Origin of the sequence: Vibrio sp. T3Y01, assembly GCF_013114525.1 — a bacterium.
GTDB classification, from domain to species: Bacteria; Pseudomonadota; Gammaproteobacteria; order Enterobacterales; family Vibrionaceae; genus Vibrio; species Vibrio chagasii_B.
Window position 1 is genome coordinate 18891 of the sequence record NZ_VTXJ01000020.1, and the last position, 15068, is coordinate 33958.

A 15068-nucleotide genomic window follows, 5' to 3' on the forward strand; every position below is an offset into this window, starting at 1 on the left:
ATAGGCCGTGGTAAAAACTTATATTAGGCCTAAACAAACAACATCACATATGGAGTTACAATGAGTAACCAAGCCGTAAAAAAAGCACCTTCGACTGACAAGATCAGTGGAATGGATCGCTTTCTAAACTTCATTGAACGCGCCGGCAACAAAATTCCAGATCCAGCAATCCTGTTCTTCTGGGCTCTAGTTATCGTATGGGTAGCATCTGCACTTTTGTCGAATCTTTCATTCGATCTAATCAACCCTCAAACGGGTGCTGCTCTAGAAGTAAACAACCTACTGACTGGTGAAGCGCTTGCTAGCTTCCTAGCGAATATGGTTACTACGTTCACAGGCTTCGCACCACTAGGCATCGTACTTGTTGCTATGCTAGGTGTTGGCGTTGCAGACTCTTCAGGCTTCATTACTACTGGCCTTAAGAAGATGCTGAACTTCACGCCAGCTAAGCTACTTACGCCAATGCTAATCTTGGTTGCTATCGTGTCTCACACAGCAGCTGATGCAGGTTACGTTCTAGTAATCCCTCTTGGCGGTATCATCTTCCACGCTGCGGGTCGTCACCCTCTAGCGGGTATTGCAGCAGCATTTGCTGGTGTATCAGGTGGTTTCTCTGCGAACTTCATCCCTTCAGGTATCGACCCGCTACTAGCTGGCTTCACGCAAACAGCGGCAAACGTTCTTGACCCTGAATACGTGATTAACCCTCTAGCGAACATCTTCTTTACTGGCCTATCTTCAGTTCTTATTGTTGCTATCGGTTGGTACGTAACTGAGAAGATCATCGAACCTCGCCTAGCGAACACGCCAGTTGATGAAGATGCTGAAGAAGCACCTGATCTAGGTACGTTCACTGCAATTGAATCAAAAGCATTCAAATACGCAGGTTGGGCAATGGTTGCTGGTATTGGTCTGCTTGTTGCGGCTCTAATCCCTGAGAACTCTGCACTGCGTTCTCCTGAAGGTGAGCTAACAGCATTCTCTGCACCAGTTATGAAGTCTATCGTTCCTCTGATCTTCATCCTGTTCATCATCCCAGGTATCGTTTACGGCCGTGTAGCGGGTACTTTCAAGAACAGCAATGACGTAATCAAGGCGATGTCTGAGACAATGGCTACGATGGGCGCGTACATTGTAATGTCGTTCTTCTGTGCACAGTTCCTATCGGCATTCGGTCAATCAAACATTGGTACTATGCTGGCACTTTACGGTGCTGAAGGCCTGAAAGCGATGGACCTTCCTGGTGAAGCGACAATCGTTGGTATGATTCTACTAACGGCTTCAGTTAACCTTCTTGTTGGTTCTGCATCGGCTAAGTGGGCACTTATCGGTCCAATCCTAGTTCCAATGCTAATGGTTGTAGGTATCTCTCCTGAGCTATCTCAAGCGGCTTACCGTGTTGGTGACTCAGTGTCTAACATCATCTCTCCACTAATGGTGTTCTTCCCACTGGTTGTTGTTTACTGCCAACGCTACGTTAAGTCTACAGGTATCGGTACTCTAGCTTCTCTAATGATGCCATTCTCGATTGCAATGCTAATCGGTTGGTCTATCTTCCTGCTAGCTTACTGGGCTCTTGGTATTCCACTAGGTATCCAAGCACCTTACACTTACACAATGTAAGATTGAACTAAGCAAAATTAAGCTTTATTCATTACTAAGCCCGCACCGAAATGTGCGGGCTTTTTTGTGCTATTTTTCCGCTCTATTTTCATATCCAAAAATTTTTATATCAAAAAGAAAGGTACTCAGCTTATACTCCGGATTACGGCTAATTGTTGGCCGGTAAAATTAGGAAATCCAAAACATCATGAAAATTCTGCTTCTGGTAGGGTTAATTGTTTTAAATGGTCTGTTTGCCATGTCTGAGATTGCATTGGTAGCAGCAAAAAATAGTCGGCTGAAACGCTTGGCCGAAAAGCACCGTTCTGCTCAGATCGCACTTGAGCTTAAAGAAAATCCAACTCGCTTCCTCTCAACCATTCAAATCGGTATTACCGTCATAGGCCTGCTCAGCGGCATCGTGGGTGAGGCGACGTTATCTGCACCACTAGCCGTGCAACTAGAACTGTGGGGCATGGATGCAACGCAAGCGAATGTTCTGTCTACCGCGGTCGTCGTTGTCGGTATTACTTACTTTGCGATTGTTGTTGGTGAACTCGTACCAAAACGCTTTGCTCAATCTCAAGCGGAAACCATCGCTGTGTTGGTCGCTATGCCAATCTATTGGTTGTCTAAAATCGCGACGCCGTTTGTTTTTGCTTTGTCTGCTTCAACGGAAGGTATTCTTAAGTTGATGGGCCGAGGTGGCGAAGAAGACAGTGTGACGGAAGACGATATTCATGCGCTTGTTAAAGAGGGCTCAGACTCCGGTGTGATTGAACGTGGTGAGCAAGAGATGATTCGCAATATCTTGCAGCTTGATGATCGCTTAGTGAGCTCATTGATGACGCCACGTCGAGACATCGATTTTCTGGATGTCGACCAACCTGTCGAGAACATCTTGAAGCAGCTCCGCTCATCAAAGCACAGCGTATTCCCTCTATGCCAAGACCATCTAAATAAGGTGGTAGGCACAGTGTCTGCCAAGGCTTTATTGAATCAGGCGGGTAATCTAAGTATTCAAGTGATCATGGGGCTGTCTAAATCTCCAATCTATGTACCGGAATCGATGAAGGCGCTACGCCTCCTTGGTTATTTTAAAGAGTCGGGCACTGAGATGGCATTCATTGTTGATGAGTATGGCGATGTTCAAGGCCTCGTGACTCATTACGACATTCTAGAGGCGATTGCGGGAGAGTTATCAAACAACCCGAACGACCTTTGGACTGAGTCTCTGCCAGATGGCTTGCTGGTGGATGGATTAATCCCGATTAGCGAACTGAAAAATCGCTTGGAGCTTTCAGAGTTAGAGGGTGAAAGCGAGGGCTTCCAAACTCTAAACGGACTCATCACATGGCTGCTAGGTCGCTTGCCTGAGACGGGAGAGATCGTTGAGTGTCAGCAGTGGCAGTTTGAGATTATCTCGGTTGAGAATAATCGTATTGTGAGCGTCAAAGCGACGCAAATCGTTAATGATTTGCTTGCAGCCGAAAGCTAGACTGACAGTTAATCATCCAGTCCATGGCTATTGGTGGGCATCTCTTTGTTGTCCATCATCACTAAGATTAGGTATGCTTCACCGCATACCTTTTTTGTTTCTATTGTTTCTATTGTTTGTTTTTGGAGTCCCCTTTGTCAGACCATCAATTCACCCCTCAAGATGAAATCTTCATGCGACGTGCCATCGAAGTGGCAAAAAAAGCGGAGCGTGAGGGAGAGGTGCCTGTTGGTGCCGTACTGGTAAAAGATGGTGAGATTATCTCTGAAGGGTGGAACCGTTCGATTGGCAGCCATGACGCAACAGCGCACGCTGAAGTAGAAACCTTGCGTAAAGCGGGACAGGTTCTGGAAAATTATCGACTGCTTGATACCACTTTGTATGTCACGCTTGAGCCATGCCCTATGTGTGCGGGTGCCTTGTTACACAGCCGAGTGAAGCGCATTGTTTTTGGCGCGCCAGACCTAAAAGCGGGTGCTGCAGGGACGGTGTTGAACTTGTTTGAGAGCCAAGCTTCCTATCACTATGCTGATGTTGAGCACGGGCTATTAGAGGATGAGTGTCGCGAGCAACTACAAGCGTTTTTCAAGCGTCGTCGAAAAGAGATAAAAGAGAAGCGAAAGCAAGAGCGTTTGCTAGAAGAGCAGCAGTTAGAAGCAGACAAGGCGCTTAAAAAGAAATAGCAGCAAGTTTAAGGCACTCTCATAGTAAGAGTGCCAAACCAGCTTACTTGGTTATAGAGTTTACTCGGCAATCATCTGCATGAAAGCACGGTTGCGCCAAATGATCTTCTTCTTATTATTTGAAAGCATACGCTTACGACGGTTTGCAGCAACTGTCTTATCAAGGCGTTTCGATTTCAGTTTCTTCATCATTTCAATGATTTCCTATTGGTCGTCTGACTGTGTCGTTTTGACTAACGACTTAATTATAGTGTGATTCGTCTGTTTGTTCTGTCGCGTAGAAGCTGACTTAGCAGAGCAACTCTATTCTTAAGCCTCTAACTTCGGCCAATGGTCTAGTGCAACAGAACGCTAATCTTGATTGTGGTGTGTCGTTATAAGGGGCGATTGTTACTGTAATATGACACTGCCTTTTATCCACACTACTCCTTTGTGTAAGCGATAGAAAGCGCAATAAAAAAGAGCAATACTGGAAGGTATTGCTCTTTTGGTTTCTATTTCGAAGACTCAGAACCGCTAACTGTTGACTCTGCAGCGCTGATGCTGGATTCAGCCCCAGAAGTCTCTAAAGGTGGAATAACGATCAACCCTTCAAGGCTCTCTTCTTGTTCTTTATTACGCTTATTTACATGGCCGATGATGCTTTGGTAATAACGGCGAATGTTCTCTACGTAGTTTCTAGCTTCATCACCACGGGCATAGCCATAGCGAGTTTGGCTGTAGTATTTCTTCTGTCTTAGTAGAGGCAGTCTGTCTTTTACATCACCCCAAGCATCAGGATCTCCGCCTTGCGCTTTGGTTAAGCGGCGTGCGTCCATCATGTGTCCGTAACCGACATTGTATGAAGCAAGCGCAAACCAGATCTTTTCATGTTGTGTGATTGAATCTGGTACACGGTTCACGATACGACGTAGGTATTCAACACCACCTTGTACCGACTGTTTAGGGTCAAGACGGTTGGTCACCCCAACACTCTTCGCTGTCGGTAGTGTCAGCATCATCATGCCACGAACACCCGTTGGTGATCGCGCGACCGGGTTCCAGTGAGATTCTTGATAAGCAAGTGCTGCAATCAAGCGCCAGTCAAACTCTTGCGAGTACTTCTGAAACAGCGGCGACCATTTTGGTAGCTTGCTGTCGAGCGCGCGGATAAAGGCACGAGTATCAACGTAATCAAAAGTGCCGATATGACCGATGTACTTTTCTTCTAGCGAAGCAAGTTCACCGGATTGTTTTAGGTTACCGAAGAATTCAATCAGCAATGCGTACAGGCTTTCATCTTCAGACTTCTCTAAGTACCAAGAGATAGGTTGGTCTTCAGTAAGCTCAAACGCCAATGCTACGTCTGGGTACAAACGTTGTGCTAGTGATAGTTCGATAGAATCGGCAACCGTAAATAGGCGCTCGCCCGTCGATACTTCTTTTAGCAGGTCATTGATGTCGGCATTGCCAACTGCATCGTAGATGAAGTCCTGGTGCGTGTTCTGTAATTGCTTAAGTGTTGGTTCGAAGTGCGAGTCTTTGACCACAACTAAAGAGGGCGTCAGAGTCTCGTTAGGTGACGCGTCTTCTGATTCAGCTTGCGCTTTGATGAATTCAGCCTGGCGGTCGTTTTCAAACTTGATCAGTTGGTCTAGGTTTCTTGGGCGCCATTGGCCTTTTTTATACACCACCTGTTGGCTTACATAGTAATAAGCAGGCGCTGCACGATAAGCACGTGTCAGTTTGTTGTTTTGCGTTAACCCAGTAGCGATAAGGTCGATCTCGCCTTTCTTTAGAGCAGGGAATAAGCCAGATAGACGGTAAGCCGGTTTAACCTCAAGCTTAACCCCTAGCTCTTGTGCAAACTCACGAGCCAATTCGTAATCGAGACCTGCAGGGCCATCAGGACCAATGTAGTAAGAGAGTTGGTTATTCAGAGTACCGACACGAAGCACGCCACGCTCTCGTATCTGCTCGAGGACACTTTTAGGTTCAGACTCAATCTGGCATGCGGTTAGCCCAAACAGAGCGATAACCAGCAGAAAGGACTTAGACAAAAAGATGAGAGAAAATTTAGGCATCAAAATGAAATCTCGAAAAGTGGAAGCCCCTTTATACCAAACCCCGCCAGACTGGCAAAGCAGGTTTCATTAAACAGATGTAAAAGTGGTGATAAATGCAGCAAAAACACCATTTACTCAGAAACATGAAAAAAATCACGCAAACGGTTGCTTTTGGTGTTACGTCACAAAAAAAAATGCTTTATAATGCGCTCGCATTGAAGAGGTGGAATCGGCATAGGTTTTTAAACCTTCGGGAATAGCTTCGAAGAAAACAGTTAGGTTTTTCCTTTAACCCACTGAATTTATTCCAATATCACCTTAATCAACTGCATAAGAGACCTAAGCACATGAGAATTTTGCGTGGCTCCCCAGCTCTATCTGAGTTTCGTGTTAACAAGCTTTTAGAGCTTTGTCGTGAATTAAGCTTACCTGTAACAGGTATTTACGCTGAGTTTGCCCACTTTGCTGATTTAACAGCAGACCTAGACGCGTCTGAAGTTGAGAAGCTAGAAAAGCTACTGACTTACGGTCCAACGATTGAAGAGCATGAACCTGAAGGTTTACTGCTGCTTGCTACTCCTCGTCCAGGTACTATTTCTCCTTGGTCTTCAAAATCTACTGATATCGCACATAACTGTGGTCTAGCGAAAGTATCTCGCCTAGAGCGCGGTACGGCTTTCTATATTGAAACGTCTTCTGAACTTTCTGAGCTTCAACTTGTTGAACTGAAAGCGATTCTTCACGACCGTATGATGGAAGTGGTATTCACGGACTTCGAATCAGCAGCAGCACTGTTCACCGTTGCAGAACCAGCACCTTATACGGAAGTTGATCTTCTTACTGGCGGCCGTAAAGCGCTTGAAGAAGCAAACGTTACCCTAGGTCTTGCTCTTGCAGAAGATGAGATTGATTACCTACTTGAAAGCTTTGTCACTAAGCTTGAACGTAACCCGACTGACATCGAGCTAATGATGTTCGCACAAGCGAACTCAGAGCACTGTCGTCACAAGATCTTCAACGCTGATTGGACTATCGACGGCGTTAAGCAAGAAAAATCATTGTTCAAGATGATTAAGAATACGTTTGAAGTGACACCTGATAACGTACTTTCTGCATACAAAGATAATGCAGCTGTTATGACGGGCTCTGAAGTAGGTCGCTTCTTTCCAGATCCTGAAACTCGCCAGTACAACTACCACCAAGAGAAGACACACATCTTGATGAAAGTTGAAACGCACAACCACCCAACGGCTATCTCTCCATGGCCGGGCGCATCAACAGGTTCAGGCGGTGAAATCCGTGATGAAGGCGCAACTGGTATCGGTGGTAAGCCAAAAGCAGGTCTAGTGGCGTTCTCTGTATCTAACCTTAAGATCCCGAACTTTGTTCAACCTTGGGAAACTGACTTTGGTAAGCCAAGCCGTATCGTTACTGCATTGGATATCATGCTTGAAGGTCCTCTTGGTGGCGCGGCATTCAACAACGAATTTGGTCGTCCAAACCTACTAGGTTACTTCCGTACTTACGAAGAGAAAGTAAACTCTCACGCAGGTGAAGAAGTACGTGGTTACCACAAGCCAATCATGCTGGCTGGTGGCCTAGGTAACATCCGTGACGAGCACGTTCAGAAGAAAGAGATCCCAGTAGGTGCAAGCCTAATCGTTCTAGGTGGTCCTGCGATGAACATCGGCCTTGGTGGCGGTGCAGCATCTTCAATGGATTCTGGTTCTTCTTCAGAAGATCTAGATTTCGCTTCTGTACAACGTGAAAACCCAGAAATGGAGCGTCGTTGTCAGGAAGTGATCGACCGTTGTTGGCAGCTAGGTGATGCGAACCCAATCGCATTCATCCACGATGTGGGCGCGGGCGGTATCTCGAATGCACTTCCTGAGCTAGTAGACGATGGCGAACGTGGCGGTATCTTCAACCTACGTGACGTGCCAAACGATGAGCCGGGCATGAGCCCACTTGAGATCTGGTGTAACGAATCTCAAGAGCGTTACGTAATGGCAGTTGCTGATAAAGACATGGCAACGTTCGACGCGATTTGTAAGCGTGAACGTGCACCATACGCCGTGGTTGGTAAAGCAACGGAAGAGCGTGAACTTAAACTTGAAGATTCACACTTCGACAACACGCCAATCGACATGCCGATGGACATCCTATTAGGCAAAACACCTAAGATGCACCGCGACGCGAAAACGCTAAAAGCGAACAACCCAGCGATTGACCGCTCTGGTATCGAAATGAACGAAGCGGTTGACCGTGTTCTTCGCCTACCAACAGTCGCTGAGAAAACATTCCTAATCACTATCGGTGACCGCTCGGTAACTGGCCTTGTTGCTCGTGACCAAATGGTTGGCCCATGGCAGGTTCCTGTTGCTAACTGTGCGGTAACGGCAGCAAGTTACGACTCTTACCACGGTGAAGCGATGTCTCTTGGTGAGCGTACGCCAGTAGCTCTACTAGACTTCGGTGCATCGGCTCGTCTAGCGGTTGGTGAAGCAATCACAAACATCGCAGCGACTAACATCGGTGATATCAAACACATTAAACTGTCGGCGAACTGGATGTCTCCAGCGGGTCACCCAGGTGAAGATGCAGGTCTTTACGAAGCGGTGAAAGCTGTCGGTGAAGAGCTATGTCCAGCTCTGGGTCTAACTATCCCAGTAGGTAAAGACTCAATGTCGATGAAGACGAAGTGGGAAGAGAACGGCGAGCAGAAAGAAGTAACGTCTCCGCTATCTCTTGTTATCACTGCATTTGCTCGTGTTGAAGATGTTCGTAAAACAATTACGCCGCAACTACGCACTGACAAAGGTGCTTCAAGTCTAGTTCTTATCGACTTAGGTAACGGCAAAAACCGTCTAGGTGCAACGGCACTAGCGCAAGTTTACAAGCAGCTTGGTGATAAGCCAGCAGACGTAGACAACGCAGCACAACTGAAAGGTTTCTACGAAGGTGTTCAAGCACTGGTTGCTAACGACCAAGTAGTGGCTTACCACGATAAAGGCGATGGCGGTCTATTCGTTACTCTTGCTGAAATGGCGTTTGCAGGTCACTGTGGTATTAATGCTGATATTGCTTCTTTAGGTGAAGACGCACTAGCTGCACTATTCAACGAAGAGCTAGGTGCGGTAATCCAAGTTCGTAACGATGACCTAGACGCGGTTCTTTCTACGCTTGCAGCCAACGGCCTAGAAGCGTGTTCACACGTGATTGGTTCTGTTGAGGCATCTGACGAGCTAGTGATTAAGTCCGGTGAGTCGGTTGTGATTGAACGTAACCGTACTGAACTACGTACTATCTGGGCAGAAACAACGCACAAGATGCAAGGTCTACGTGATAACCCAGCATGTGCCGACCAAGAGCACGAAGCGAAGAAAGACAACTCAGATCCAGGTCTAAACGTGAAACTGAGCTTCGATGTTAACGAAGATATCGCTGCACCTTTCATCAACACTGGCGCTAAGCCTAAGATGGCGATTCTACGTGAGCAGGGTGTTAACTCTCACGTTGAAATGGCAGCAGCATTCGACCGTGCAGGTTTCGAAGCAACTGATATTCACATGAGCGACATCCTTACTGGTCAAGCGGTACTTGATGAGTACAACGGTCTTGTGGCTTGTGGTGGCTTCTCTTACGGTGACGTACTAGGCGCTGGTGAAGGTTGGGCTAAGTCGGTTCTGTTTAACGACTCGACTCGTGAGCAATTTGAAAACTTCTTCAAGCGTGAAGATACCTTCTCTCTAGGTGTATGTAACGGTTGTCAGATGCTGTCTAACCTACGTGAACTTATTCCAGGTGCAGAGTACTGGCCACGTTTCGTTCGCAACGAATCTGAGCGTTTTGAAGCACGTTTCAGCCTAGTTGAAGTTCAGAAATCTGATTCTGTATTCTTCAATGGCATGGAAGGTTCTCGTATGCCAATCGCAGTTTCTCACGGTGAAGGCCGCGTAGAAGTGCGTGACAACGACCACCTAAATGCGATTGAAAATTCAGGTACGGTTGCTCTACGTTACGTTGATAACCACGGTAACCCGACGCAGCAATACCCGAATAACCCGAACGGTTCGCCAAACGCTATCACAGGTTTAACCACGACGGATGGCCGCGTGACTATCATGATGCCTCACCCAGAGCGTGTATTCCGTACAGTAGCTAACTCTTGGTCTCCAGAAGGTTGGGGCGAGAATGGTGCTTGGATGCGTATGTTCCAAAACGCACGTAAGAACGTGGGTTAATCATGCCGCGTTAATCTAGATTAGATTAAGCAAAAATCAAAAGCGCAGATCGAAAGGTCTGCGCTTTTTTTTGTGAATTTTTTTGGAACCAGAGTGATAAATTGAGGTTTGCAGTTTGCTGTTCTAAAAATCTCCACTACGCTAAATGTTATGGAATCAATTTGTTAGGCGAATAATGTCTGTTTTTACGCAGAGTCATATTCGTTCGTCTGTGCAAAAACTGAATCAATCATCGTGGCATAAGAGGGAACTATGAAAACAACAATCACAAAAGCCGTTGCAGTGGCAGCGATTGTCATGTCGTTAGCTGGGTGTGTAGGTAGTAACGCTGTTACTGGGAAATTAATGAAGTTTAACGTCGAGGTAGTGGATAACCGTTACGCTCGTGCGGGCGTCAACTTCTTGCTTGCTCCGGTTTACGCATTGACTACTGCAGCCGATTACATTGTATTTAACTCGATTGAATTCTGGGCTGGTAAAAACCCACTTACTGGTGCGCCTCACATCTTCGATAGCAAAGTCGATACCATGATCGATGTGAATGACAGTCTAGACGATTCACTAAAAGAAGCACCACTAGGCTTCAACAATCGCCAGATCGAATGGGGTGAAATGCAGCAAATCGATGAAAACACGATTCGCATGGATATCACTTACAACGATGGTCAGAAAGCAGTACTACTGGGTGTTCGCGATGGCGATAAGGTCAGCTACTACATGGATGGCACATTGGTATCTGAAACCTCTATCCAGGCTCTAGAGCAGTTAGCCGCAGAGAAAGTGTAACGTCTTTCATTATCTATAGATAAAAGAAAAGCCGCTGGATTTAACCCCAGCGGCTTCGTATTTTCTAGCATCTAGCATCTAGCATCTAGCATCTAGCATCTAGCATCTAGCATCTAGCGCTTAGATTAGTTGTTGCTGTGTAGCTCGCTGTTCAGCTCAACAGCAGACTTGTTCGCTAGACACTCAATTTGACCTGTGATCGAGTTGCGACGGAACAGCAGATCAGAAACACCAGCTAGGTCGCGAGCTTTAATGATTTCTACCTCGTTGCCTTCTTTATCTAGCATGCGAACTTTTGTACCAGCCGTTACATATAGACCAGACTCAACAGTGCAGCGGTCGCCCATTGGGAAGCCAAGACCTGCGTTTGCGCCTAGTAGGCAGTTTTCGCCGATAGAGATAACCATAGTACCGCCACCAGACAGAGTACCCATGATAGAAGCGCCGCCACCGATGTCTGAACCGTTACCTACAACAACACCTGCAGAGATACGACCTTCAACCATGCTTACGCCTGTTGTACCCGCGTTGAAGTTGATGAAACCTTCGTGCATTACCGTTGTGCCTTCACCCACATGTGCGCCAAGACGAACACGAGAAGTATCAGCAATACGAATACCTGTTGGTACCACGTAATCCACCATTTTAGGGAATTTGTCTACGCAATCTACAGACAGAGAGCGACCAGCTAGGCGAGCTTCGATTTGACGATCCGCTAGTTCAGGAAGGTCGATTGGGCCTTCGTTTGTCCATGCGATGTTGTGCAGTAGACCGAAGATGCCGTCTAGTACCGTACCGTGTGGTTGAACTAGGCGGTTAGAGATAAGTTGTAGCTTTAGGAAGCCTTCAGCAACAGATGCTGGCTTCTCGTCAGTCGCAAGAACAACAAGAACCAATGGTTGATCAGATGCTGCTGCTTTTTCTGCGAAAGATGCGTTTGCTGCATCGTCGTTTGCTGCGAATGCTTTCGCTAGTTCTGCGCTTTGTGCAGCAGAGATTTCGATAGCTTGGTTGCCTTCAGTGTAACCTGCTACTTCACCTACAGCCGCTACTAGAGCGTCGCTTGGGTTTAGAAGTGGGCTAGGGAAGAACGCTTCAATGATTTTATTGTCGCGGTTTTTGGTTGCCGTACCGAAGGCTAGTGAAAAGAAAGCCATGTTGAATCTCCATGTGTTGAGTCTTGATTTTGCTATTTCTTAACAGCAGCTCGAATAACCAGTGCTGTCGTTAGCAAAGTTAATTTAATTGCGTTCATCATAAAGAGAGCGCCCTCGTTATGAAAGGGCGCATCGGGATAAAGTCTGTAAAATGATATTGCTTGTCTTTTTAGCGATAGTTTTCATTATCCGGATATCACACCACGTTCTTAATGTTGCAGTGTTTAATTAAACTATGCAGCATAATTTGATTTCCATATTCGCTACTCATACCTAACCCACCTTGTTGTTAGCTATATCAATAGGATGAGTCACACTTCCTTTATAAATCTATGTTTATTATCAGAATTATTCGACTTCTGTTGATTAATCGCTTGTGCCTACAGTCCGAGTAAATACTCAAGTTTTCAGCTGCGTAATTAAGATGAAGATCACTATAACCCTATATTAATTAAGTATATTTCCAGCCATAACGACATTAAAACGATTAATAAAGGATCTTCTATGAATTTTACTAAGTCTTTACTGGTGCTCTCTATCGGCGTAGCGATGGTTGGCTGTGGCTCGGACAGCAATGATACCGCAGTGACATGTGACACTGCTGCTTCTTGTACCAAGTTTACTGTTTTACATACCAACGATAACCACGGTCGTTTTTGGGAGAACAGTAAGGGTGAGTACGGAATGGCTGCTCGCAAGACTTTGATCGATAGCATTCGTGCTGAAGTCACCCAAAACGGTGGTGAAACCATTCTATTGTCTGGTGGTGATATTAATACAGGTGTGCCTGAGTCTGACATGCAGAACGCAGTACCGGATTTTGTTGGTATGAACCTTCTTGGTTACGACGCAATGGCATTAGGTAATCATGAGTTCGACAACAGCTTAGATGTGCTAGAGATGCAGGCTGAACTGGCTGATTTCCCGATGCTTGCAGCGAATATTTATATCAAAGATGGAGATACAGTTACTGATGAACGCCTTTTCTCTCCATACAAAGTATTCACTATTAATGGGTTAAAAATAGCTGTTATTGGCCTGACAACCAAAGATACGGCGAAATTGGTTAACCCTGATAATGTCGCGACGATTCATTTTGCGGACCCGCAAGTAGAAATCAAAAAAGCCATAAAAGAAATCGAGGCCAATGAAACGGTTGACCTGATTTTTGCTACCACGCATATGGGGCACTACGCCGATGGTCAACATGGTAGTGAAGCTCCTGGTGATGTGTTACTTGCTCGTTCACTGGAGGAAGGGCAATTAGATGCCATTATTGGCGGGCACTCCCAAAACCCAGTTTGTATGGAAGGTAATGAATACGCAGACTTTAATCCGGGAGATGATTGTAAGCCAGATCAGCAGAATGGGACTTACATCATGCAAGCACATGAATGGGGCAAGTATGTAGGTCGAGCTGACTTTGAGTTTTATGAAGGCAAACTGCATTTAGCGAAGTACGATCTGGTTCCTGTGAACTTGAAAGAGAAAGACGAAAATGGTGATTATCAGTTTATCCAAACTGAGATTGAACCAGACTCAACAGTGATTGCGACGCTTTCTGCGTATCAGCAACAAGGCCAAGAGTTGCTTGATGAAGTGATCTCAAATACAGATGCGAAGCTTGAAGGTGATCGTAATGTGGTTCGCTCTGAGCAGACTAACCTTGGTCACTTATTAGGCCACGCTTACCGAACTTACGACTTAGTGAATGCTGATTTCGGCGTGATGAATTCTGGTGGTGTACGTGATTCGATTCAAGTGGGGGATGTGACGTATCGTGATGTGTTGACGGTTCAACCTTTTGGTAATTTCGTAACCAAAGCTACGATGACAGGAGCTGAAGTAAAAGAGTATTTAGACGTTGTTGCTACGATGACGGCAGGTTCTGGCGCTTATGCTCAGCTGGATAATATTAGCTTGACTGTAAATTGCGACTCGAGTGATGTGACCATACGTGACATTAACAATAAAGGTTTCAGCTTAACTGATACTTATACCTTTTCTGTGATCAGCTTTAGTGCAGCTGGTGGTGATGATTATCCGGTAATTGATGTTGAATCGACGCAGCTGGCGGATGCCTTTGTACTTCGTGAATTCTTTGTGAAGCATCCTAATATAACAGCTGCAGATTATGCGCCAGAAGCTGGTAAGTTAATCTATATGAGTAATGGCTTGGAAGTGAAAGGTTGTCCTGCTAGCTAATTTATAACTCATAAACAAAAACGACAAAGAAAATAGCCAGCGAATCGCTGGCTATTTTTGTATAAAACTTAGTGGAGTTAGAGGCTAGACAAACAGTGCTTTATGAGCTTGCTCGATACCTTCAATCAACATCTGCATACCGATAACAGCCAGTATCAAACCCATCATTCGAGTAATCACGTTCAGTGCGCTTGGCCCTACCGCTTTCACGAAGCGTTCGCCAAACACAAACAATACGTAAGTTAAGGTACACAACAGACCAAACGCGATGATGGTGATGACGGTTTCATAGATGCCCTCGGTGCTAGCAAAGTTCATCGCGGTGGCAATTGTCCCCGGACCTGCCAGTATCGGCATGGCCAGTGGTGATACTGCGATACTTAGCGCCGCGTCTTGTTGGGCATCTGAGTTAACCTTCTCTTTCGCCTTCGAGTGTGTCGATTCACCTTGTAGCATGTGAAAGCCAATCAAGAAGACCAAAATACCGCCTGTGATGCGCAGGGCATAAAGCGTGATACCAAAAAGGTCGAAGATCAGCTTGCCTGAAATGGCAAACGTACTGACGATGATGAATGCGATAAACACTGAGCGAAACGCGATTGACTTAACTGTCTCTCTGTCGTTGTCGCCTGTTAAACCAAGAAAGATTGGCGTGTTAGCGATAGGGTTCATGATGGCGAAAAAGCCCATGAACACTGTGATGGTATGAATGATGAGCTCTTTCATATTATTCCTTTAAAAAGATGCAGTTAAATACACATATTGAATAAGAATAGATACTAGAGCAAGTATGAATAAAAAACAGCCAGCATAGGGCTGGCTGTATAGTTTTAGTGATGGGAGTAGAG

At 45.8% G+C, this 15068-nt stretch carries 9 protein-coding genes and 1 pseudogene; 6 read left to right on the forward strand and 4 right to left on the reverse strand.

Annotated features, from left to right (window positions below; translation table 11 throughout):
- Window positions 1-60 precede the first annotated feature (60 nt).
- The 3 genes and pseudogenes from F0232_RS18805 to tadA all read left to right on the forward strand — a co-directional run bounded on the left by F0232_RS18805 (window position 61) and on the right by tadA (window position 3783).
- On the forward strand, window positions 61-1623 hold the full coding sequence (locus F0232_RS18805) for an AbgT family transporter (protein WP_061033252.1): 1563 nt from the start codon (window positions 61-63) through the stop codon (window positions 1621-1623).
- A 187-nt stretch (window positions 1624-1810) separates the two neighbouring features.
- Window positions 1811-3100 carry a hemolysin family protein gene (locus F0232_RS18810; RefSeq protein WP_061033251.1) on the forward strand — a complete coding sequence of 430 codons (1290 nt, stop codon included), beginning with the start codon at window positions 1811-1813 and terminating at the stop codon, window positions 3098-3100.
- A 73-nt stretch (window positions 3101-3173) separates the two neighbouring features.
- A pseudogene (gene tadA / locus F0232_RS18815) lies at window positions 3174-3783 on the forward strand (tRNA adenosine(34) deaminase TadA).
- A gap of 60 nt (window positions 3784-3843) precedes the next feature.
- Here tadA and F0232_RS25205 read toward each other — a convergent pair.
- Together F0232_RS25205 and mltF are read right to left on the reverse strand one after the other, a co-directional pair.
- Window positions 3844-3975 carry a hypothetical protein gene (locus tag F0232_RS25205; protein WP_017059878.1) on the reverse strand — a complete coding sequence of 44 codons (132 nt, stop codon included), beginning with the start codon at window positions 3973-3975 and terminating at the stop codon, window positions 3844-3846.
- Between the two features lie 302 nt (window positions 3976-4277).
- Window positions 4278-5846 (reverse strand): membrane-bound lytic murein transglycosylase MltF, encoded by a 1569-nt coding sequence (gene mltF / locus F0232_RS18820; RefSeq protein WP_105059110.1) that lies wholly within the window; start codon window positions 5844-5846, stop codon window positions 4278-4280.
- Between the two features lie 329 nt (window positions 5847-6175).
- Here mltF and purL point away from each other — a divergent pair, with 329 nt between their 5' ends.
- Window positions 6176-10072, forward strand: coding sequence for a phosphoribosylformylglycinamidine synthase (gene purL, locus F0232_RS18825; RefSeq protein ID WP_105059111.1), 3897 nt, complete (start codon window positions 6176-6178; stop codon window positions 10070-10072).
- A gap of 252 nt (window positions 10073-10324) precedes the next feature.
- Window positions 10325-10858: a DUF3332 domain-containing protein gene (locus F0232_RS18830; protein ID WP_019823893.1), complete on the forward strand. Its 534-nt coding sequence runs from the start codon at window positions 10325-10327 to the stop codon at window positions 10856-10858.
- A 125-nt stretch (window positions 10859-10983) separates the two neighbouring features.
- On the opposite strand, the gene dapD is transcribed toward F0232_RS18830, so the two are convergent.
- A complete protein-coding gene (gene dapD / locus F0232_RS18835; RefSeq protein WP_105059112.1) occupies window positions 10984-12015 on the reverse strand; it encodes a 2,3,4,5-tetrahydropyridine-2,6-dicarboxylate N-succinyltransferase in 1032 nt (343 codons plus the stop codon).
- Window positions 12016-12519: 504 nt separating this feature from the next.
- On the opposite strand from dapD, the gene ushA reads away from it, so the two are divergent.
- Window positions 12520-14220 (forward strand): bifunctional UDP-sugar hydrolase/5'-nucleotidase UshA, encoded by a 1701-nt coding sequence (ushA, locus tag F0232_RS18840; protein ID WP_105059113.1) that lies wholly within the window; start codon window positions 12520-12522, stop codon window positions 14218-14220.
- 84 nt (window positions 14221-14304) lie between these two features.
- Here ushA and F0232_RS18845 read toward each other — a convergent pair whose 3' ends face one another.
- Window positions 14305-14946 (reverse strand): MarC family protein, encoded by a 642-nt coding sequence (locus F0232_RS18845; protein ID WP_004737591.1) that lies wholly within the window; start codon window positions 14944-14946, stop codon window positions 14305-14307.
- Between the last annotated feature and the right edge of the window lie 122 nt (window positions 14947-15068).